Annotated in this window: 20 protein-coding genes; 1 reads left to right on the forward strand and 19 read right to left on the reverse strand. The window is 45.6% G+C overall.

Features of this window, described 5'->3' with window-relative positions:
• The 19 genes from NFR43_RS05920 to NFR43_RS06010 form a co-directional block, all read right to left on the reverse strand.
• A complete protein-coding gene (locus tag NFR43_RS05920) occupies nucleotides 1-984 on the reverse strand; it encodes a gluconeogenesis factor YvcK family protein (protein ID WP_251547413.1) in 984 nt (327 codons plus the stop codon).
• A gap of 11 nt (nucleotides 985-995) precedes the next feature.
• Nucleotides 996-1,865 carry an RNase adapter RapZ gene (rapZ, locus tag NFR43_RS05925; RefSeq protein WP_251547414.1) on the reverse strand — a complete coding sequence of 290 codons (870 nt, stop codon included), beginning with the start codon at nucleotides 1,863-1,865 and terminating at the stop codon, nucleotides 996-998.
• Between the two features lie 117 nt (nucleotides 1,866-1,982).
• A complete protein-coding gene (gene uvrA / locus NFR43_RS05930; RefSeq protein ID WP_251547416.1) occupies nucleotides 1,983-4,844 on the reverse strand; it encodes an excinuclease ABC subunit UvrA in 2,862 nt (953 codons plus the stop codon).
• A 2-nt stretch (nucleotides 4,845-4,846) separates the two neighbouring features.
• Entirely contained in the window at nucleotides 4,847-6,889 is a 2,043-nt protein-coding gene (uvrB, locus tag NFR43_RS05935) for an excinuclease ABC subunit UvrB (protein WP_251547417.1), read from the reverse strand.
• A 134-nt stretch (nucleotides 6,890-7,023) separates the two neighbouring features.
• The gene (locus NFR43_RS05940; protein WP_251547419.1) at nucleotides 7,024-7,662 is read right to left on the reverse strand and encodes a YfbR-like 5'-deoxynucleotidase; all 639 of its coding nucleotides are present in this window, start codon (nucleotides 7,660-7,662) and stop codon (nucleotides 7,024-7,026) included.
• 65 nt (nucleotides 7,663-7,727) lie between these two features.
• Nucleotides 7,728-9,452 (reverse strand): phospho-sugar mutase, encoded by a 1,725-nt coding sequence (locus NFR43_RS05945; RefSeq protein WP_251547421.1) that lies wholly within the window; start codon nucleotides 9,450-9,452, stop codon nucleotides 7,728-7,730.
• A gap of 71 nt (nucleotides 9,453-9,523) precedes the next feature.
• Complete coding sequence (locus NFR43_RS05950; protein WP_251547423.1) at nucleotides 9,524-10,318, reverse strand: HAD-IIB family hydrolase; 795 nt, start codon at nucleotides 10,316-10,318, stop codon at nucleotides 9,524-9,526.
• A gap of 44 nt (nucleotides 10,319-10,362) precedes the next feature.
• A complete protein-coding gene (gene trxB / locus NFR43_RS05955) occupies nucleotides 10,363-11,301 on the reverse strand; it encodes a thioredoxin-disulfide reductase (RefSeq protein WP_251547425.1) in 939 nt (312 codons plus the stop codon).
• A gap of 132 nt (nucleotides 11,302-11,433) precedes the next feature.
• Nucleotides 11,434-12,345: a UTP--glucose-1-phosphate uridylyltransferase GalU gene (gene galU, locus NFR43_RS05960; RefSeq protein ID WP_251547427.1), complete on the reverse strand. Its 912-nt coding sequence runs from the start codon at nucleotides 12,343-12,345 to the stop codon at nucleotides 11,434-11,436.
• Nucleotides 12,346-12,406: 61 nt separating this feature from the next.
• Nucleotides 12,407-13,423: an NAD(P)H-dependent glycerol-3-phosphate dehydrogenase gene (locus tag NFR43_RS05965; protein WP_251547429.1), complete on the reverse strand. Its 1,017-nt coding sequence runs from the start codon at nucleotides 13,421-13,423 to the stop codon at nucleotides 12,407-12,409.
• A gap of 17 nt (nucleotides 13,424-13,440) precedes the next feature.
• A complete protein-coding gene (lgt, locus tag NFR43_RS05970) occupies nucleotides 13,441-14,256 on the reverse strand; it encodes a prolipoprotein diacylglyceryl transferase (protein WP_251547431.1) in 816 nt (271 codons plus the stop codon).
• Nucleotides 14,246-15,214, reverse strand: coding sequence for an HPr(Ser) kinase/phosphatase (gene hprK / locus NFR43_RS05975; protein WP_251547433.1), 969 nt, complete (start codon nucleotides 15,212-15,214; stop codon nucleotides 14,246-14,248). The genes lgt and hprK overlap by 11 nt, the downstream gene beginning before the upstream one ends.
• A gap of 3 nt (nucleotides 15,215-15,217) precedes the next feature.
• Nucleotides 15,218-15,589, reverse strand: coding sequence for a phage holin family protein (locus NFR43_RS05980; RefSeq protein ID WP_251547435.1), 372 nt, complete (start codon nucleotides 15,587-15,589; stop codon nucleotides 15,218-15,220).
• Between the two features lie 11 nt (nucleotides 15,590-15,600).
• Nucleotides 15,601-15,918, reverse strand: a complete 318-nt coding sequence (locus NFR43_RS05985) for a PspC domain-containing protein (RefSeq protein ID WP_251547437.1) — start codon at nucleotides 15,916-15,918, stop codon at nucleotides 15,601-15,603.
• 43 nt (nucleotides 15,919-15,961) lie between these two features.
• Nucleotides 15,962-17,078, reverse strand: a protein-coding gene (gene prfB, locus NFR43_RS05990; protein ID WP_407658142.1) for a peptide chain release factor 2 whose coding sequence is annotated in 2 segments (ribosomal slippage) — nucleotides 15,962-17,017 and nucleotides 17,019-17,078 — 1,116 coding nt in all. Because the reading frame shifts where the segments join, the coding sequence is not laid out codon by codon here.
• Between the two features lie 72 nt (nucleotides 17,079-17,150).
• Complete coding sequence (gene secA, locus NFR43_RS05995; RefSeq protein WP_251547441.1) at nucleotides 17,151-19,514, reverse strand: preprotein translocase subunit SecA; 2,364 nt, start codon at nucleotides 19,512-19,514, stop codon at nucleotides 17,151-17,153.
• A 206-nt stretch (nucleotides 19,515-19,720) separates the two neighbouring features.
• A complete protein-coding gene (hpf, locus tag NFR43_RS06000) occupies nucleotides 19,721-20,260 on the reverse strand; it encodes a ribosome hibernation-promoting factor, HPF/YfiA family (RefSeq protein WP_251547443.1) in 540 nt (179 codons plus the stop codon).
• A 137-nt stretch (nucleotides 20,261-20,397) separates the two neighbouring features.
• Nucleotides 20,398-21,078, reverse strand: coding sequence for a ComF family protein (locus NFR43_RS06005; RefSeq protein WP_251547445.1), 681 nt, complete (start codon nucleotides 21,076-21,078; stop codon nucleotides 20,398-20,400).
• Nucleotides 21,075-22,400, reverse strand: a complete 1,326-nt coding sequence (locus NFR43_RS06010; protein ID WP_251547447.1) for a DEAD/DEAH box helicase — start codon at nucleotides 22,398-22,400, stop codon at nucleotides 21,075-21,077. The genes NFR43_RS06005 and NFR43_RS06010 overlap by 4 nt, the downstream gene beginning before the upstream one ends.
• Nucleotides 22,401-22,462: 62 nt before the next feature.
• Between NFR43_RS06010 and NFR43_RS06015 the strand changes: the two genes are divergently transcribed.
• Nucleotides 22,463-23,107, forward strand: a complete 645-nt coding sequence (locus NFR43_RS06015) for a YigZ family protein (RefSeq protein ID WP_251547449.1) — start codon at nucleotides 22,463-22,465, stop codon at nucleotides 23,105-23,107.
• Nucleotides 23,108-23,146 lie beyond the last annotated feature (39 nt).

Below are 23,146 nucleotides of genomic sequence, written 5' to 3' on the forward strand. Positions count from 1 at the left end.
TTATTCATTATGTACGTCATGAAGACGATTAATTAGCTCGCTCACCACTTTATCACGATCGTGAAACGCCCCATTATCTCGTAAACGCAGGAAATTTGCGGAAATCACCCGACAGCCTTGATCACGTAATGCCGCAAAATCATGGACAACTGGCTGAGAAATCTCATTCCATTCCTGAAAATTAATGTAATCAGCCGGCACCGGTTGAATATTTACTAACACTGTGTCGATAAACTGCGCCCCTAAGTGTTGATTTAACACTTTAACGTGATCAGCGTCACTAAAGTTATCCGTCTCCCCTTTTTGGGTCATGATATTACAGATATAAACCACTTCCGCAGCGGTTTTCTTCACAGCCTCACCAACATTCTTAATCATCAAGTTCGGCAAAATACTCGTAAACAGGCTTCCGGGCCCCAGCACGATTTGATCCGCGTCCAGAATGGCATCCACGACCTGTTTCATTGCGGCCGGTTCATGGTCACCATCCGCAGTCGTGACCCACACCCGTTTGATTTGGCGGTGTGCGGCCGTGATTTCTGATTCACCGGCCAGCTGCGAACCATCCTTGAATTCAGCGTTCAGCGTCAGCGGTTCATTAGCTACGGGGAAAATGTGCCCCCTAATTTTCATTAAATCAGAAAGTTCTTGCACCGCATCAAAAATGTTGCCCTTCATTTCCGCCAATGCAGAAATTATCAAATTGCCAATGGCGTGGCCAGCGAAGAAATTATCCTTACTTTGGAACCGGTACTGAAATAATTCTTTTTCAATATTTGGTAATTCCGAAAGGGCCACCAACGCATTCCGAATATCACCAGGTGGGACCACGTTAATATAATTGCGTAAGATTCCAGAAGAACCACCATCATCTGCGACCGTCACGATCGCTGTCACATCAACGTTCTGGTCCCGGAGCCCACGAAGGATTACTGGAAGCCCCGTCCCACCGCCAATAATGACAATTTTCGGTTTGTTAATCATTCGCTACCTCCTTACTGAGCCTTTTCAACATCCCGATGATGTGAATTAACTGCATAGCCCCGTTTTTTTAAGTCTGCTGCCAATTTATTCGCAATCGTTACCGAACGATGTTGACCACCGGTACAGCCAATTGCAATCGTTAAACTCGTTTTGCCTTCTTTAATGTAGCCAGGCAAGGCCGTTAAAATCAAAGAATAGAGGTGTTGATAAAAGTTTTGCGCCTCTGGACTCTGCATGACGTAGTCTTGAACCGCCTGGTCGTTGCCAGTCAGGTGCTTTAATTCTGGAATGTAGAATGGATTGGGTAAGAAACGGACGTCCATTACAATGTCGGCATCCAATGGCAGGCCATACTTAAACCCAAATGACATCACATCCACGTAAAAATCAGTCCCCTCGCCGTGGTTAAAGACTTCGGTCAACCGTGTCCGTAAACTCCGCGGTGTTAGATTAGTTGTATCAATTTTCACGTCCGCTTGCGAAGCTAATTCACCTAATAGTTTCCGTTCACGTTGAATGCCAGCTAGAACCCCATCTTGTTGAGCAAGTGGGTGGGCCCGACGCGTCTCTTTATACCTGGCCACCAATTCGGTATTCCCGGCGTCAAGGAAGAGCACCTTCACATTAATATCCTGCCGCTTCCGGAGCTGTTGAATGACGGGTAATACCTGGTCGTAAAAGCCCTTGGCTCGGGTGTCCATCACCATCGCCATTTTTGAAAATTCTGCAGACTGTTTAATCACGTCCACAAATTTCTCCGCTAACGTCGGCAACATGTTATCAATCACAAAGTAGCGTAAGTCTTCAAAGAGTTGCACAGCAACCGTCTTTCCAGCACCACTCATCCCTGTAATGATGACGACTTCTAATTTTTGGGACATTCAAATGCCTCCCTTAATAAAATCACTGTTCCATTGTAACATACCGGGCGTGTCATAACATCCCTAAGCACAACTAAAAAGGTAGAAAACGCTAATTATCACGTTTTCTACCATTAATTATTTTTTCTTTGCTACGCGTGCTGCCGCCCACTGGCGGTCCCGCTCCAACATTGGTTTTAAGTATTGTCCAGTGTAGCTTTCTTTTACTTCAGCCACTTCTTCGGGAGTCCCGGTTGCGACCACGTAACCACCGGCTTCGCCGCCTTCTGGTCCGAGGTCAATCAACCAGTCCGCTGATTTGACCACATCTAGATCGTGTTCAATTACTAAAACGGTATTGCCCGCGTCCACCAAGCGTTGAAGGACCCCTAACAACCGTTTGATATCGTCCATGTGTAAACCAGTCGTTGGTTCATCAAGAATGTAAAAGCTCTTCCCGTTCGATTGACGATGTAGTTCACTGGCCAGCTTCATCCGTTGGGCTTCACCACCGGACAAGGTCGTTGCTGGTTGGCCCAAGTGGACATAACCAAGCCCCACGTCCTGAATCGTTTGTAACTTCCGACGAATCTTTGGAATGGCACTAAAGAAGTCAAGTGCTTCAGTTACCGTCATATTTAATACTTGAGCGATATTCTTACCCTTATACTCAACTTCCAACGTTTCTGAATTATACCGGGTTCCATGACAAACTTCACATGGGACGTACACATCCGGCAGAAAGTTCATTTCAATTTTCAGGATTCCGTCACCATGACAGGCTTCACAACGGCCCCCTTTGACGTTAAATGAAAACCGGCCCTTCGTGTACCCCCGCATCTTGGCCTCATTTGTTTGAGCAAAAAGGGCCCGGATATCATCAAAAACACCAGTATAGGTAGCTGGATTACTCCGTGGTGTCCGACCAATTGGTGATTGATCAATATCGATGACCTTGTCAATATTTTTAATCCCCGCGATTGATTTGTAACGCCCTGGCTTAGCCGAACTATGGTTGAGCTTTTGTGACAGAATCCGTTTTAAAATCTGGTTAACGAGCGTCGACTTTCCAGAACCAGAAACCCCCGTCACGCAGATAAACTTACCCAATGGGAAGCGAACATCAATGTCTTTTAAGTTATTCTCGGCAGCTCCCTTCAGAGTAATGGCCTTGCCATTGCCTTGACGACGCTCATCAGGCACCGGAATAAACTTTTTACCAGACAGGTATTGTCCAGTCAACGACTTCCGACTCCGCATAATTTGCTTCGGGGTCCCAGCAGCCATCACTTGGCCACCATTTTCCCCGGCTCCTGGGCCAATATCAACGATATAGTCGGCCGCCCGCATCGTATCTTCATCGTGTTCAACAACGATCAACGTGTTCCCTAGGTCACGCATCTTTTTCAAGGAATTGATCAGGCGGTCATTGTCCCGCTGGTGCAAACCAATTGAGGGTTCATCCAGCACATACATGACGCCTGAAAGGTTGGAACCAATCTGGGTTGCCAAACGAATCCGCTGAGCTTCCCCACCAGAAAGGGTTCGTGCTGAACGACTAAGTGTTAAATATTCCACCCCCACATTTTGCATAAAGGTGAGCCGGTCCACGATTTCCTTCAAGATTGGTTTAGCAATCGTCATCTTCTGTTCGTCCAATTGAAGATCCTTAAAGAACGGTAGGGATTTGCTAATTGGCAACTCCGAGACTTCACCAATGTTTTGGTGATCAATTTTGACGGCTAAAGCCCGTTCGTTTAACCGGTAGCCGTGACAAGCCGGACATGGTAATTCGGCCATGTACTTCCGCATTTGTTCACGAGTAAAATCAGAATTCGTTTCCCGATAACGGCGGTCAACGTTATTCATGACCCCTTCAAACGGGACGTCAACATCCCGCACGCCTCCAAAATCATTTTCATAGTGAAAGTGAAAGGGCTTCTCCCCATTACCGTAGAGAATCTTCTTTTGTTGGGCTTTGGTTAGCTTGTTGAATGGAGTATCCATATCAATATTTTCGGAAGCACAAAATTGTTCCAACATTGATGGATAATACTGTGAAGAAATCGGGTTCCAAGGTACCAATGCTCCTTCACGGAGGGTCTTGGTCCGGTCCGGAATTACCAAGTCAATGTCGACTTCTAACTTAGAACCGAGTCCTTCACAAACCGGACAGGCCCCAAGTGGGGCGTTAAATGAAAATAATCGTGGTTCTAGCTCCCCAACCGTAAAACCACAGATCGGGCAGGCATACTGTTCGGAAAATGGAATCTGTTCGCCACCAATGACATCCGCAATGGCATAACCATCGCTCAAACGCAATGCCGATTCGAACGAATCAAACAACCGGGACCGCACCCCATCTTTGACAATGATCCGGTCCACCACCACGTTGACGGTGTGCTTTTTATTTTTGTCTAATTCCGGGACTTCCTCAATATCGTAGGTCTCACCATCGACTTGCACCCGGACAAAGCCGTCACGTTTAATCTTGTCTAAAACCCTTTTTTGCGTCCCCTTCTTTTCCCGGACAACCGGTGACAGGATTTGTAATTTGGTGCGCTCAGGCAACTCTAATACCCGGTCAACCATTTGTTCAGGTGACTGACTGGTAATTGGAATATGGTCATTCGGACAAATTGGGGTCCCTACCCGTGCCCACAGCAAGCGGAGAAAATCATTAATTTCAGTAACGGTCCCCACCGTCGACCGCGGGTTATGTGAGGTCGTCTTCTGGTCAATCGAAATGGCTGGTGATAAACCATCAATGGAATCAACGTCCGGTTTATCCATTTGACCCAAAAATTGGCGCGCGTAGGCCGACAGGCTCTCAACATACCGCCGTTGTCCTTCGGCATATAACGTATCAAAGGCCAACGAACTCTTTCCAGACCCGGACAATCCCGTAATCACGACTAATTTATTTTTGGGAATTTGGACATCCACATTTTTCAGATTATGAGCCCGTGCCCCATGGATGACAATTTTATCATTTGCCAAACTTACTTACCCCCTTGTTTTGCTTTCTTTTTGCCTTTCATCGTCGCGGATAGTTCCATGACTGTATCACGTAAGGTTGCCGCTTGTTCAAAGTCTAAGCGCTTGGCGGCAGAGCGCATTTGTTCTGTTAATTCATCAATCATTTGTTGTTGTTCGTCTGCCGATAACTGAGCAAAATCACGATCCGTAAATTCGGCACTTTGTTGATCCTGGTCATCTTCTTCGGCAGGTTTAACCGCAGAAATGGCATCCTGGATGGGCTTAATAATGGTCTTCGGCGTAATATGGTGTTCTTGATTGTACTTTTCTTGAATCGTCCGCCGCCGCTTGGTTTCATCGATAGCCGCCTTCATTGAATCGGTAATCGTGTCAGCGTACATAATGACCGCCCCATGTTCATTCCGGGCCGCCCGTCCAATGGTTTGGATCAATGACCGTTCGTTACGCAAAAAGCCTTCCTTGTCAGCATCCAAAATCGCTACTAGTGAAACTTCGGGAATATCAAGTCCTTCCCGCAAGAGGTTAATGCCGACCAAGACGTCGAATTTACCTAACCGTAAATCACGAATAATCTGCGTCCGCTCCAAGGTTTTGATGTCACTATGCAAGTACTTAACCTTGAGCCCCAGGTCCTTCAGGTAGTCACTCAAATCCTCTGACATTTTCTTTGTCAAAGTGGTAATCAGGACCCGCTCATGATTTTCAATCCGTTTGTTAATTTCACCTACTAAATCATCAATCTGGCCCATGACTGGCCGCACTTCAATAGTTGGGTCTAATAGCCCAGTTGGTCGAATGATCTGTTGAACAACGTGGTCAGTCTGCGCCTCTTCATACGGTCCTGGGGTCGCCGACATGTAGATCACCTGGTTGACGTGTTTTTCAAATTCAGCCAATTTCAGTGGTCGGTTATCTAACGCGCTCGGTAACCGGAAACCATAATCAATCAACTGCTTTTTCCGGGCCCGGTCACCATTGTACATCCCGCGTACTTGCGGCATGGTTTGGTGTGACTCATCCACCACTAGCAGGAAATCCTTGGGGAAGAAGTCCAGGAGCGTAAACGGGGGCTCGCCAGGTTTCCGGCGATCCATATAGCGCGAGTAATTTTCAATCCCGTTGGTATAACCCATCTCCCGCATCATTTCAATATCGTAGGTGGTCCGCTGTTGAATACGTTCGGCCTCCAACAGTTTGCCCTCCTTCGTGAACTTTTCCACCTGCTTTTTCATATCAGCTTCAATTTCCGGCAGTGCCACCTTCATGGTTTCTTCAGTAGTCAAAAAGTGAGTAGCCGGGAAAATAGATACGTGGTCACGATCGCCCAATACCTCACCGGTCAAGGCATCAACTTCACGAATCCGGTCAATTTCATCACCAAAGAATTCGATCCGGAGCGCTTTTTCCTCACGAGATGCTGGGAAAATTTCGACAACATCCCCGCGAACCCGAAACCGGCCCCGCTGAAAATCAATGTCGTTCCGGTCAAATTGAATATTGACCAAGTCACGCAACAACCGATCCCGCGAAATTTCTTGGCCAACCCGCAATGAAATCACGTGGTTTTGGTATTCGGCTGGCGAACCTAACCCAAAGATGCTGGATACTGACGCCACTACGATGACATCATTACGTTCCAGCAGTGAACTCGTGGCTGAGTGCCGAAGTTGGTCAATTTCGTCATTAATTGAAGCGTCCTTTTCAATGTAGGTATCACTTGAGGGCACGTAGGCTTCCGGTTGATAGTAATCATAGTAGGAAACAAAGTATTCGACCGCGTTATTGGGGAAGAATTTTTTCATTTCACCGTAAAGTTGCCCAGCCAACGTTTTGTTATGCGACAAAATGAGCGTTGGCTTGTTGACATTGGCAATCACGTTAGAAATTGTAAAGGTTTTACCCGTCCCAGTCGCTCCTAACAGGATTTGAGCTTTATCACCATTCTCGATTCCCTTCGTTAACTGGTCAATTGCTTCCGGCTGGTCACCAGTGGGTTTGTAGTCTGAAACTAGGTCAAACATTTTATCCGCTTGACGATAAATCATGGTCGATCCTCCTCATTTTCCGTAAGTAACTTTCTTAATTTTAACACGAACATCCATTCGCTGGAAGGCTTCGCGCAGACAAAAAATCAGTGGCAACAAGACATCACCACTGGTTAAAATCTGTTATCGCTGAACTATTGTTGGATAATTTGGGTCGTTGCAATTGCCAACTGATTTTTGGCATTGGCATCCGCATTATCCTTTAATAATTCAGGTAAAATTTTCTTCAAGAAATACTGCACACTGGCCATTTCCCGAAACTTCATAATCGCTTTGAGACTCGATTTATAAATATCCATGTAGACGGGTTCAGGATTGCCCTTCTGAATCTCACCAAACGATTCGTACATCAAATCGATTTTATCAGCGACCGACAAAATTTGCCCTTCGATGGTGTCATCCTTCCCTTCGGAAAAGCGTCGTTCATAAGCTTCTTGAAATTCTTGGGGAATTTCTTTTTTGATAAAGTTTTCCGTTAATGAAGTATCGACCCGGGCCAACATCTGGCGTAGCTCGTGGGTAGCATATTTGACAGGGGTTTTAATATCACCAATAAACCGTTCCGTATAATCGTGGTTCAACGCCTTCTCATAGAGTGACCGCCAATCAATCTCGTTGCCCGCTTGCTCTTCGATATCACCCAGCATTTGGGCGGCCTGCGTAACCTTGAAAGAGTGTGCTGCTACGTTGTGTTCTTCAAATTTAAAATAGCCTGGGGCCCGGTTAATCATCTCCAAATCACTTAAACTCTTTAAGTATTCATGCATTCCCATGTGATCAACTCCTTCATTTTTAGTAAAAAGGACTGCCACCAAGCGGTGTCAATCCTTAATTTTATTTATTCAGCAAAGTCTTGGAGTGCCTTTTCAAATTCGGCCATCTTTTGATCGGCAGCGTCTTCAGTGTCGGCACTAGTCCCAATGTAGAACTTCAGCTTTGGTTCCGTCCCAGAAGGCCGGATGGCAATCCAAGTATCGTCATCAAGAACGTAGCGCAAGACATTGGATTCAGGAATACCTAATTCGCTAACTTGGCCATCAGCGGTCTTCTTCGTGTTGTTGGAGAAGTCCTCAGTCAAAACTACTTGGTGACCAGCGAAGTGTGTTGGGGCTTCCTCACGGAACTTCTTCATCAAGCCTTGAATTTTTGCCGGACCATCCACTCCAGCGTAAGTGTTAGAGATCGTCTTTTCCTTAAAGTAACCATACTTCTTAAATAATTCTTGAACCCCATCGTACATGGTCATGTCACGACTCTTGTAGTAAGCTGCAATTTCAGCAAGCAGCGTCAATGATTGGATCGCATCCTTATCACGGACGAATGGCTTTACCAGATAACCGTAGCTTTCTTCAAAACCAAACATGAAGGTATGGTCCGCCTGTCCAGTTTCATATTGGTGAATTTGGTCGGCAATCCACTTAAAACCAGTGAGGACGTTAATCATTTCGACACCATAATCGGCAGCAATCTTAGCCGCAAAATTGGTCGAAACGATGGACTTCACAGCGGCCGCATTCCTTGGCAGGGTGCCAGCTTGCTTGTGGGCTTCCAAAATGTAGTGGAGCATGACGGAAGCAATTTGGTTCCCGGTTAATAATTGGTAATCACCGTTTGGTTGACGAACGGCACAACCTAGCCGATCCGCATCAGGGTCGGTCGCAATTAACACGTCAGCGTCAATTTCTTTTCCCAGTTTAATGGACCGGACAAATGCTTCTGGAAATTCTGGATTAGGATGTTCCAAACCAGGGAAGTCCCCGTTTGGTTGGGCTTCCGTTGGTTCAATCGTGAAGTTAGTAAAGCCTGCCTGGCGAAGTGCCCGTTCACCGAGCATCCGCCCAGTTCCGCAAAGTGGAGAGAAAACAAACTTCATATCTTTACCGTACTTTTGGGCTAAATCACGGTTAATCGTCACTTCTTTGGCGTGCTCTAGGTAAGCATGGTCAACGTCTTCACCCATGATGACTTCTAGGCCATCGTTCAACATGGTTTGCTCGTCAGCTAATTGGATATCAAAAATGTCCTTAATCTTGCGAATGTAGCCGGTAATCATATCTGATTCCTTCGGTGGCATTTGACCACCGTCTTCACCATAGATCTTATAACCGTTATATTCCTTCGGGTTATGACTGGCGGTAATCATAATCCCGGCATATGAATTGTTGTAACGAACGGCAAATGACAATTCTGGGGTTGGCCGCACGTTATCATAAATGTAGGTTTGAATCCCATGAGCGCCTAACACGCGCGCACAATCATGAGCAAATTCCCGAGAATGGTGCCGTGAGTCATAGCTAATCGAAACCCCACGTTTTTTGACATCATCACCCAGTGAATCCATCAAGACCGCTAAACCTTCTGTGGCTTGGCGAACTGTGTAAACGTTCATCCGGTTGATCCCAGGGCCCATTAATCCCCGCATCCCTGCGGTTCCAAATGACATTGGTGCATAGAATGCATCTTCAATTTCTTTGTCATCCTTCATTGATTTCAATTCAGCCTTTAACGTTGGGTCTAAATTAGGTTGTTGTAACCAATCTTCGTAGGTTTCTTTCCAACTCACTACCGAGCATCTCCCATCTCATATTTTTATCATGTTCTATTCTACCAATACTCGCGGTTAATATCACTAATTTAATTCGTTTTCCTGTTTAATTCTGCCAAAAAATTGGCAATTCCATCAGCAGAATTACTCCCGATTACTTGGTCCACCATTGCCTTAATATTCGGTGCCGCATTCGCCACGGCCAGTGAATAACCAACCTTCATTAATAATGGTAGATCGTTTTGGTCGTCGCCCACCCCAGCAATTTGCGCCAATGGAACGCCGTTGGTCACCAAATATTCGACTAAGGTGCCTTTATTAGCTCCCGGGGCATTAATCGTCAAATACCCATCGCCGGAATTATGAATTGAGAGGGTCGGAAAAACTGCCTTCAAATCAGTCTGCACTTCGCGAAAGCGTTGTGGATTCTTGATAATCAAAACGATTTGGTAGGGTAAGTCTTGCGGATTTAATTGCCCACCAATCACTGGTTGAACACTTGAATAATTCATTTCAACGCGCATTTCAGTAGTCAGCTTGGGAATGTACCAATGCTTGGCCGTGATCCAGGTAAAATCAATTTCCGGAAACTTTTCATGCAAGTGACGTTGAACTTTAACGGCAACGTCATATTGAATTACCCGCGATTGCACCACCTGGACTTGACCATGGCGAACTTTAAATAGCAACGCTCCGTTCATTGCTAACTGCAGACCAGTTAACCCAAGTTGCTGAACAAATTTGACCATTGATAGTGGATTGCGAGCAGAAGCCAAACTAAGGTGAACTGGCGACTGCCGGACGACATCAATCGTGAACTGATCTAATTGACCATGTTCCTGTAAGAGTGTATGGTCCATATCACTAATTAAATAGTTAATCATTTTTCCATCCTGAAAAAAGGTAGCCCACCCGGACTACCTCCACTTTACTTTAAATTATCAACATACTTAAAGACTTCTTGGCCCGCCAAGGCACCGTCACCAACGGCGGTCGCAATTTGACGCAGTGGCGTTTCACGAACGTCCCCAACGGCGAAGACCCCTGGAATCTTCGTCGCCAGCTTATCATCCGTAATGACCCAGCCTTGATCATCCAAAATGTTCAAATCAGTATATGGCTTCGTCATTGGATCGTTACCAACGTAGATGAAAATACCATCGGCTTGCATTTCACCATCTTCACCAGTTTCATTATTGTGGGTTTTAACAGCGACCACCTTTTGATCATCACCCTCAATGGCGGTTACACTAGTGTTGTAGATGAATTCCATCTTGTTATTTTGTTTTGCTTTGTCCTGGGTTACCGCAACGGCACGCAAGTGATCCTTGCGAACCAATACAGTCACCTTATCAGCAAATTGGGTGAGGTACATGCCTTCTTCAACGGCAGAATCACCACCACCAACAACAATTAAATGCTTGTTTTTAAAGAACGCCCCATCACAGACGGCACAATAGGAAACCCCTTTCCCACCATATTCAGCTTCACCAGGGACGCCCAGTTTCCGTTGTTCAGAACCACTGGCGATCACCAATGCTTTAGCAGTGAAGGTGTCCCCCATATCGGTCGTCACCTTTTTAAGGTCACCATCGAGTTCGACCTTTTCAACTGTCCCGTAAGCATATTCAGCACCAAACTTCGTTGCCCCTTCGTACATTTGCTTGGCTAAGTCCGGCCCCTCGACCGATGGAAAACCAGTATAATTTTCAATCGTCGCGGTGTTATTTAAATTTCCGCCATAAATTCCACGGTCCAACATTAAAACGGATAGGTTGGCCCGTGATGCATACAGGGCTGTCGTCATTCCGGCAGGACCAGCACCAACGATAATGACATCATAATTCAACTTCTTTTCTTCTGTCATTTTTTCACCCCTCTGAATTCTTTTCCACCATTTTACTTGATTTCAATTTTGGTGTCTAGCATTTTCCTTACTTTTTGTAAGCGTGAATTCAAAAAATAAAGGAAGAATGTTTCCTCCCTTATTGATATTGATTTACTTTTTTGACTTCTTTTGGTCTTCTGCGGTCAACTTGGCACCAAGTTCCTTGATGTAAGTCCGTAATTCATCCTTCGTTTGTGGGTGTTGCAGACCATATTCGATGTTCGTTTGAATCCAGCCAAACTTGTTACCAACGTCATAACGATCACCGGTATATTCGTGGGCAAAGACGCGTTGGGTCTTGTTTAAGGTGTTAATGGCGTCCGTCAGTTGGATTTCGCCGCCCTTACCAGGCTTCGTTTTGGCCAAAACATCGAAGATTTCAGGTGTAAAGACGTACCGACCAATGATTGCTAAATCACTTGGGGCATCCTTTGGATCCGGCTTTTCAACAAAGCTCGTCACGTTGTATAAGCCCTTTTCAACTTCTGCACTTGGGTTAATTACCCCGTACTTTGCGGTATCTTCGTGAGGCACCCGCATTACTGCGAGGGTTGAAGCACCGGTTTGGTGGTAACTATCGATCAATTCTTGCGTCAAAGCGTTGCCATTGTTGTTGATGTTGTTGAGGTCATCACCGAGCATTACAACAAATGGTTCATCACCGATAAAGTCACGGGCGGTGAGTACAGCATCCCCTAAACCACGGGGGTGTGATTGACGAATGAAGTAAATATTGATGTCCGTGGTTTCTTCAACCAACTTCAACATTTCGTCCTTGTGCTTAGCCCGGAGGTTATCTTCCAATTCTGGGTTAGAGTCAAAGTGGTCCTCAATTGAGCGCTTGTTCTTGCCATCAACGACGACAATATCTTCGATTCCAGATTTGCGTGCTTCCTCAACGATGAATTGAATCGTTGGCTTATCAACGATTGGCAACATTTCCTTCGCCAGTGCTTTGGTAGCCGGTAAGAACCGGGTCCCCAGCCCCGCAGCTGGAATGATTGCTTTACGTACTTGTTTCATATTTATAAATCCTTCCCATTAGTAAAATGTAGACGTTATCATTTTACCACATTATTAATAGTTACTCTAATTCTGAGGTCACTTCACGATCCATCAGGTTAGTAATCGCCGTTTCGATGTTTTGGCCTTCGTACAACACATGGTATAGGGCTTCGGTAATCGGCATTTTGACCTGGCGCTTTTGAGCCAATTCATAAGCTGCCTTGGTGGTGTAAACCCCTTCAATGACCATGCCCATGTGACTAATCACATCTTCTAATTTACGGCCTTGGCCCAATTGATAACCAGCCCGCCAGTTCCGTGAATTTTTACTCGTGGCCGTTACGACCAAGTCACCAACCCCCGAAAGGCCGATGAAAGTAAATGGGTTCGCACCAAAGGCTACCCCGAGACGTCGGATTTCAGCAAGCCCTCGGGTAATTAATGCCGCCCGGGCATTGTCCTTATAGCCGAGTCCTTGCAGTGCACCAGCACCAATGGCAATGATATTTTTCAAAGCGGCACCAAATTCAGCCCCGATCACATCATCATTGGTATAGACCCGGAAAAAGTTATTACTAAATAACTTTTGCACTTGTTCAGCACTACTCATGTTGGCACAAGCGGCCGTCACAGCGGTCATATCTTGAATGGCCACATCTTCAGCATGGCTTGGTCCTGACAGTACGACAATATCTTGGCGATGTTCTGGAGCAATTTCTTCTTCTAACATTTGTGAAGGCCGTTTATACGTTTCTTGCTCCAATCCCTTGGTAGCATGGATAATCAGTGGCGTACTATCCTGTTTTTCCAGGACGCGGTTTAACTTGCCAGCTACTTCACGTAACCCCTTTGTTGGAATGACCACCAAGACATACTTAGCACCTGCCACGGCTTCTTCCATGTCAGTCGTGGCAATCAGTTTTTTATTATATTTAAAGTCCTGCATGTACTGCGGATTGATATGCCATTCATTTAAAGCTTCCACCTGTTCAGGATCTCGTGACCATAATTTAACATCATGACCATTTTCCACAAGTAAGTTGGCCAGGACACTTCCCCATGATCCAGCACCTAACACTGCAATTTTTTCAACCATACTATTTACGACTCCTTTTACTTTTCATACCAAGGCAACCGTGCTCCAAAATGATGACGGCGCCATAACAATCCACTGATTGCTCCAACAAACAAAATTAACGATAAGAGTTGTGACACCCGAATGGGGCCCAACATTAAACTATCCGTTCGCATTCCTTCAATAAAGAACCGTCCCAGCGAATACCAGATCAAATAGGATAAAAAGACTTCTCCTCGTTTAAAGAAATGGGACCGGTGACGGAGCAGGAGCAAGATGACAAAACCAGCCAGGTCCCAAACTGATTCATAGAGGAAGGTTGGCACCCGGTAGCTGCCCGCAATCTTCATTTGATTAATAATCCAGTTTGGCAAATGCTGGGCCAGCAATGCTGCTCGCGTAGTTATTTTACCAAAGGCTTCCTGATTCATAAAGTTACCCCACCGGCCAATGCCTTGGGCCATAATGACTGCTGGCGACACCACGTCCAGCATCGTCCAGATGGTCAATTGGTGGTACCGGCAAAAGAAATACATGACGATAAAGCCACCAATGATGGCACCATAAATGGCAATTCCGCCATCCCAAATCGCGATGATTTCATCAGGATGTACGCGGTAATAGGACCATTGAAAAACCACATAATAGATTCGCGCACAGATGATTGCGATCGGCAAGGCCCAAAGCAAGTAATCATAAAAATCATCTTCAGGAATGCCCTGACGCCGACCTTCACGAACCGAGAGGATTAACGCTAAAATTACTCCCGTTGCGATAATGACCCCATACCAATGCACCTGAATGGGGCCCAAATGAAACGCAATTGGGTTGAGTGCGAGAGTCTTACTTACCATCATGCTTCGTCCCTTGCTGATCATCAACCGAGTTTTGTTGAATTAGTTTATTCAAGTTTTCATCAAAGGTCTTCGTGGCATCGTAGCCCATCGTATTAGCACGGAAGTTCATCGCCGCCGATTCAATGATAATGGCTAAATTCCGTCCGGTTTTAACAGGAACAGAAACCTTTGGCACGGAAATATCTTGGATAATTTGGCGGTCGCCCCGGTCGCCCAACCGGTCAAATTGACTGTCGGGGGTCCAGGTTTCCAAGTGGACAATAAAATTAATCGTATCTTCCGGCATGACCGCTCCAGTTCCGTACAGGGTCATGACATCAATAATCCCGATCCCCCGAATTTCCATGAGGTGCTGCAAAATGGCTGGTGCAGATCCCACCAGGGTTTGTTCATCACGAGCATAAACTTCGACCCGATCATCCGCGACTAACCGGTGGCCACGACGGACGAGTTCCAGTGCCGTTTCACTCTTTCCAACCCCGGAATCACCAGTAATCAAAACGCCAACCCCACTAATATCAACTAAGACTCCGTGAATAGATTGCCGTTTTGCTAAACGACTAACGAGGTAGGCGGTCATATTTCCTAAAACCCGGGAAGAGGTTAAATGAGTTCCTAAAATTGGAATATGGGCATTAGCGGCCGCCGTTTTCAATTCCGACATTACCGGTAGGTCAGTTGAAATGACAAAGCACGGCGTTTGTGGCTGACACATCCGTTCGAGATAGTTTTTCCTTTTTTCATGCGTCAATTCTTGAGCAAAGGAAGTTTCGGTAATCCCCAATAACTGAATCCGCATCGCTGGATAGTGAGTAAAATAACCAGCAAATTCCAAAGCGGGCCGACAGATATCACTCGTCACAATTGGCCGATCAAGGTAGTCCTCCCCCTGGAGAACTTTCAACCGGGCATTTTCAACCAATTCTTTTACTGTAACAGTCTGGGCTTGTTCCATTTTCTACTCCCCTTCATTGAACGTTTCAAAGTGTCGTGAAATCACCACGTTGCAAATCGACATCACGATGGCGACGAACATTGCCATCCCAAATGATGAAAAATTAAAGACATCCGCACCAACCACGTATGACGTTAGTTGCAGCATTAAGCCATTAATGACGATGCTAAACAATCCTAACGTCAAGATATTAATCGGTAATGATAATAGCATCAACACTGGTTTAATCAAGGTATTAAGAATCCCCAAGACCAAACTAGCCACAATTGCAACACCAACGCTCGCCACGTAAAAGGCGCCTGAATTTCTCAACAATCCGGCTAACGCAATAAACAGAATGGTGTTAATAATGACTCCTTTAATAAATCCCTTCACTACATTCACCTCTAGAGATCTTTTTCTTCGACATCGTGCAATTCTTTGCGATCTGCACGCGGCGTTTGGTGATCACTAGACCCAAACATCTTCAACAAATCACGTAAAGTGGTTGGTTGATTCGGATCAGCTGGGATTAGCACCGCCATCATTAAATAGATGATAATTCCAGGGACAAAGGAAGTCAGAACCGTCAGAATCAAATAAACAATTCGTAGTGGGTTCGGATTAATGTTCCAGTAAGCTCCGAAACCACCAAAAACGCCTGCAATCACCCGATTGCTGGCCGATCGCGTTAAATGTTTCCGTAATTGTTTTCTTTGGCGCATCTTACCACCTCTTCGTTTAACATTATCTCATGTTTCAACTCATTTATTCCGGATTTTTTTGACTTAATTGCCATTGCAAATAGGCATTGATAAATGGGTCAAGGTCGCCATCCATCACTGCTTGACCGTCATGGGTTTCATAACCGGTCCGGTTATCTTTTACCAACGTGTATGGGTGGAACACGTACGAACGAATTTGCGATCCCCAACCAATGTCCAGCTGTTCGCCTTCTAATTCAGCCCGGTGCTTAGCTTGCTTTTCTTGTTCCAATTCATACAACTTTGATTTTAACATATTCATCGCCGTTACCCGGTTTTGCAATTGAGAACGTTCCGCCTGTGAAGACGTCACAATTCCGGTTGGCAAGTGAGTAATCCGGACCGCCGATTCCGTTTTATTAATATGTTGTCCCCCAGCACCACTCGAACGAAAGGTATCAATCCGTAGGTCTGAAGGATCAATATCAATTTCGACACTATCATCCAGTTCTGGCATCACATCGACGGAAGCAAACGAGGTGTGGCGACGACCAGCCGCATCGAACGGCGAAATCCGCACTAGGCGATGCACCCCTTTTTCGGGATGAAGGTAACCAAAGGCATTATGACCCTTGATTAACAGGGTCACACTTTTGATTCCTGCTTCTTCACCGGCTTCGTAATTAGCAGTTTCGACTTCAAAATCGTGCTGGTCCGCCCACCGGAGGTACATCCGCAGTAGCATTGTGCCCCAGTCTTGGGCTTCCGTGCCCCCTGCCCCGGGGTGAATTTCGAGGATGGCATTGTTGGCGTCATACTCACCACTGAGTAATTGACTCAGCCGATATTGCTCTAGTTGCTTTTCAACAATTGGAAGCTGCTGGTCAAGTTCCTTTTGCAAATCCTCATCCGGCATTTCCTTCAACAGTTCGACACCGGTGGCTAACTCATCTAATTGATCACGCAAATTAGTAAAGGTATCCCGCCGGTCTTTTAATTGATTATTATCATTAATTATTTTTTGGGCCTTTTGACTGTCATTCCAAAAATCAGGTGCCGTCATTTCATGCTCATTTTCGGCAATTTGTTCATTCAGCGCATCTAAGTCAAAGAGACCTCCCGAAGTGCGCAACTTCTGTTTGCATTTGATCTATTTTTTTACTAACGTCGGTTAATTCCAAAATTGACCCTCCTTAATCAAAAAGCAGCAGACCGGAACGGTACTGCTGCTATTTTGTGACAACCTTACCTAATTACCGGGTAACGTTTTGCCGAATTTCCGACTTCATGAAGAGCCGGGTAGTTTCATACTCGATATCGGCAATCATTTGTTCAAACATGTGGTAGCCGGCAGTCTGGTATTCCACTAATGGGTTCAATTGTCCGTATCCCCGTAAACCAACTGACTGACGGAATTGATCCATCACGTCAATGTGGTCTGTCCAGTGAGAATCCACAACCCGTAGAATAACCACTTTCTCAAACTCTAACATTTGATCGGCATCATAAAGTTGCCGTTGTTTGTCCTTGTAAACTCCCTGGGCTAAACTCATCAGGTAATCAATAATTTCCTTTTGGCTTTTCCCTTTCAAATCGTCGACGCTAATGCTGTCTGGGTTAACCAAGACTTCACCAGCAAAGTCAACGATTTCCTGAAGCTTCCAGTCCTTTTTATCCCCTAAAGTATGTTGGTCAACTTCACGTTGAATTGTCCGTTCCACCATTGGAATCAGGACCCACTTCAGCGATTTTTGTTCAGTAATGACTTGTTGACGTTCTTTATAGATGATTTCACGTTGTTCACGCATCACGTCGTCATATTGCAAAACGTTCTTCCGGGAATCATAGTTATTCCCTTCAACCCGCTTTTGGGCAGATTCCACTTGGCGAGTTAAGAACCGACTCTTGATCACCGCATCGTCGCCTTCAACCTTCATCCGGTCCAAGAAGGCTTTAATCCGGTCACCACCAAACCGCCGCATCAAATCATCTTCCAGCGACAGGTAGAATTGTGACAATCCAGGGTCACCTTGCCGTCCAGAACGCCCCCGTAGCTGGTTATCAATCCGCCGTGATTCGTGCCGTTCGGTCCCGATCACTGCTAAACCACCAAGTTCCTTGACTCCAGGGCCTAATTTAATATCAGTTCCCCGTCCGGCCATGTTCGTCGCAATCGTCACGGCACCAACCTGACCGGCATTTTTAATAATGTCGGCTTCTTTTTTGTGGTTTTTGGCGTTCAAAACAACGTGCGGAATCTTTGCCTGGTCTAACAAGTGTGACAAGTGTTCAGAGGTTTCCACGGCCACAGTCCCAACCAAGACCGGTTGGCCCTTTTCGTGGAGCTGCTTAATCCGGTCAACGACCGCCGCAAACTTACTATCCAAAGTTGGGTATAGCAAATCGGGTTCATCTTTCCGCGCCACAGGACGGTTCGTTGGGATCGTGATAACTTCCATGTTGTAAATTTCACGGAATTCTTCCATTTCGGTCCGGGCAGTCCCGGTCATCCCAGAAAGTTTGTTGTACATCCGGAAGAGGTTTTGGTAAGTGATGTTGGCCATCGTCTTATTTTCTTCCTGAATTTCTACGCCTTCCTTAGCTTCGATAGCTTGGTGGAGACCATCGGAGAACCGCCGGCCCTTCATTACCCGTCCGGTGAAGGAATCAACGATCAGTACTTCACCGTCGGAAACAACGTAGTCCTTATCTAACAACATAATGTAGTTGGCACGCAGGGCTTGATCCAAGTGGTGGGTCAAGGCTGTATTTTCTGGATTATAAAGGTTATCGAGATTAAAGTACTTTTCAGCCTTCTTGATCCCCTGGTCGGTTAAGGAAACGGTCTTCGATTCTAGGTCGATCTTGTAATCTTCATCTTTTTTCAGCTTTTTAACAAAGCGGTCAGTTTGCTTGTAAAGCTTCGAAGTTCCCGTCCCCGGACCAGAAATAATCAGTGGAGTCCGCGCTTCATCGATCAAAATGGAGTCCACTTCATCGACGATACAATAGTTTAAGCCCCGTTGAACTTGGTCTTCTTTGTAAACCGCCATGTTGTCACGAAGGTAATCGAAACCAATTTCACTGTTGGTCGAATACATGATGTCACATTGGTAAGCGGCCCGTTTCTCATCCGGACTCTTTTCAGAACCATTAACACCAACGGAACAACCAAGCCACTTATAAAGCTTCCCCATTTCTTCGGCGTCCCGTTGTGAAAGGTATTCGTTAACGGTAATGACGTGCACCCCTTTACCCCCCAGGGCGTTCAGGTAAACTGGCATGGTGGCCGTTAAGGTCTTCCCTTCACCAGTCTTCATTTCAGCAATATTACCTTCATGGAGAACAATTCCACCCATAATTTGAACGTGGAATGGGTAAAGGCCTAAGACCCGCTTAGCACCTTCCCGCGCGACGGCAAATGCTTCCGGAAGCAAATCATCCAAAGATTCACCATTTTGAACTCGTTGCTTGAATTCTGGTGTCTTGGCCTGAAGTTCTTCATCGGTCATTTTGCTCATTTGGTCGGCATATTTTTCAACTTTATTTGCTAATCTATTAATTCGTCGTAATTCACGACGATCACTTTCAATCCACTTTCTAAGTATATTTGCCATAAAAGTGTCCTTTCTTTCATGTTTAATTTGATGGTGTTCACTCTTCATGAAAGTTCTAGATCAATTTTAGGCAAGGAACACCAACTTAATAATATATACAATCCATTCTACCATGAATAAGAGCTGATTAAAACTCCTCCTAAGGACAAAGTAAAAAGGAGATGGATTGCTCCAGCCCCTTTCAAATATCAACCACCTGATTGATGTTAGTTTACTTCAATTAAACCATAACGACCATCGTTCCGACGGTAAACGACACTCGTGCCATCCGTGTCCGCATCTTTGAAGACAAAGAAGTCATGGCCAAGCATGTCCATTTGGAGGACCGCTTCTTCGGAGTCCATCGGTTTCAAGGAAATTTCCTTGGTCCGAACGATCTTCAATGAATCGTCATCTTCAGCGTCGTCACCAGCAACAAATTCCATGCTCTTCAGCCCCTTTTCACGGGACTTCCGGTTGACCTTGGTCTTGTACTTCCGAATTTGACGTTCCAACTTGTCGGTAACTAAGTCGATGCTTGCGTACATATCATTGGAAGTTTCTTCTGCTCGCAAAGTTAAGTATGGAAGAGGGATTGTAACTTCAACTTTAAAGGTCTTGTCCTTGTAAACCTTTAAATTAACGTGAGCAGTCGCATCAACATCATCTTCAAGGAACTTGTTGATCTTGCTAATCCGCTTTTCAACATAGTCACGAATTGCGTCAGTGAGGTCAACATTTTCTCCACGAATACTAAATTTTAACATTGTACTTTACTCCTTTCAGTACAAGCGATTGGGCTTGTTCTGAATATCAGAAGGACCACTCTTCTCATATCCTTAGCTCTATTATAAAGTGGTTTCGCCCATTTAACAATTTTTTATTGAACAGATTTAATTTTTCTTTAACTAGCTAAGGCAACGCTTGAAACGCTTTCACATCCCGCCTGTCGACATAACGTTGCTGCGTGATAAATCGTGCGCCCCGTAGTGTAAACATCATCAACCAAGAGCACTTTTTTACCCTTAATTTTAGTTGCTTGCTGGAGCATAAATGGCTGGGGTGCTAATAGTCGTTCGGTCCGCTTTTTGTGCGATTGTGGCACAAGTTTATGTTGCTGACTAGTTAATAAAACATCCGTCACTAGTCGACAATCTTCAAGCAACCCAGTCACCTGGTTAAAGCCACGAGTCAGCCTTGTGTGTTGGGTCACGGGAATTGGGATGACAACATCAGCAGAAATTGATTTAACCAGTGCTGTAAACTGGCGTTGAAAAACCTGGCGTAACCGGTAATCTCCCATAAATTTGTAAGAATGCATATATTCTTTCATGGCGTCGTTGTATGAATACAAACTCCGGTTATGAATCACGAAGCCCAGTTGTTCTTGCCAAGTTTGACAATCTGGACACAGTGATTCACGCTGCCGGCCACAGCCGCGACATAAGTCATGATCAGTAATCAATGCAAATTGCTGCTGACATTGCTGGCAGATGACCGGCGGGGTCAGTGGGCGCCAACTAATTAGTTCGTGAAATGACGGTTGCCAGTTAATGCTCCCGGAACAAATCAAGCATTGCTTCATTGGATCCTCCTCCCCAGTCGGTTGAGATACTTAATTTGCTGGTAGGCCGCTTTAACATTTCGAGCATTTTCCTTAACAAAGAATGTAACATTGCCATCTGGGCACTGACTAGACCGGCCCACCCGACCAGCAATTTGCACCAGGGCTGAGCTAGAAAAAATTTTTTCATCAGCGCCCAACACGCACACGTCGATTCCCGGAAAGGTTACTCCCCGTTCTAAGATGGTCGTCGTCACCAAAAAATCATACTGGTGGTCACGCATCCGTTGCACCTTCGCCAACCGTTGTTCATCATTCGCGTACACCGTCGTAAATGAGCATTGAGGTAATTCACGCTGGAGGCACTGACGCAGGTCGGCCAGATTTTCAATATGGGGAACGAACAAGAGAAAACGTTTTTGCGCCCGCAAATGCTGTCGGATCCACACACCAACCTGACGAGGGCTGTGCCCCTGTTTTAATTTCTCCTGCCAGCGATAGTCAATTTGCACGCACCGAATTTTCGGTAATAAATGGCCATGGTAACGCAGAGGTAAATAACTCACTGCGAGTCGGTGAGCTTTGATCTGGCGTTGCAGGACTTCCCCCGGCGTCGCCGTCATCATCAACAACCCACCCGTTGTTTTTTTTGCTTGTGTAGTTGCGTAAAGCAATTGTTCATTTGCAGCGTACGGAAACGAGTCCACTTCGTCCACAATTAAGAGGTCAAAGGCATGGTAAAAACGCAGTAACTGGTGGGTCGTGCAGATTGTTAACTGGCAATATTTGTATGGTTCCTCCTGCCTTCCATGGAGCAACACCATCGGCACTGACTGAAAAGCAGCCCGTAAGCGTGGAAAAAGTTCGAGGCAAACATCCACCCGTGGCGAAGCAATGCAGACCCGTTCACCACGTCGGATCGCCTGTTCAATCGTTGGAAAAATCATTTCCGTTTTCCCCGCTCCAGTTACCGCCCACAATAACCGCTGCTCGTGGCTGAGCATTGAGTCCTTCACTTCAGCCGCTACCCGGACTTGCAATGGAGATAAAGTCCCAGACCAAGTTAACGGCTCGGCAATTGGTGCAAACTGATTGGGCTCTGCAACATGGTAAAATTGATCGAGCGTTGAAACCCGCCCAAGGTTTAAACATTGGGGACAATAAGATTGGCCACGTGGTAACCGGGCTTCTTTCAGTGGAGTAGTCGCATTGCAACGAAGACAGCGAATTCTAGTTGTCCCCACTTCAATCGTAGGTAGCAACTGAACCGCTGCTGGTATTTTTTCAGGAAGATCAGCCTTTGCAACTAACTCGCGCCGTCCGTATAATAAACTCAAATCCATCATCATTGCCCCCTATTATTTAAAGACGGCAAAACGACATGTTTATTCGAAGGAAAGCAAAAATGACTGAAAAAATTTATTTAACCATTCAAGAAAATACTGAATTTGAAATTGTAATCAAAAAATCACGTTTTATCTGCTCATTAGCGCGCATCAACAATGAAGAAGAGGCCCAACAATTTATTAAACAAGTCAGTACCGCTAACCGGAAGGCCACCCACAATTGCTTTGCTTATATGGTCGGTGACGATGACCATATCCAGCGGGAAAGCGATAATGGTGAACCGAGCGGTACTGCTGGTGTCCCAATTTTAGAAGCTTTGCAACTAATGCACGTCCACAACGTGTGTGCTGTCGTGACCAGGTACTTTGGTGGCATTAAATTAGGGGCCGGTGGTCTAATTCGCGCTTACAGCAACGCCACTTCCGAAGCCTTGCATAAGGCTGGATTAGTTCAACGCGTCACCCAAGCCTTACTCAAAATCGATGTTCCCTACAATCTCCACGACCAGTTAATTTACTGGATCAACGAACGTCAACTTCAGATTGATCATGAGGACTACGGGGTCCAGGTCACGACGACTATCTTCGTTGATCAAGCTCAAGTTGAGGAGGTCACTAACGAATTGACAAACCGCTTTAATGACCAGCTGACCATTACCAAGGCTGGTAAACGGTTCAATGAAATTCCTTACGAGGTTAAATAACAAGAATCCCCTAGAAGCAAACGTTTCTAGGGGATTCTC

The sequence above is a fragment of the Limosilactobacillus caecicola genome (genome assembly GCF_943192935.1).
Lineage (GTDB): Bacteria > Bacillota > Bacilli > Lactobacillales > Lactobacillaceae > Limosilactobacillus > Limosilactobacillus caecicola.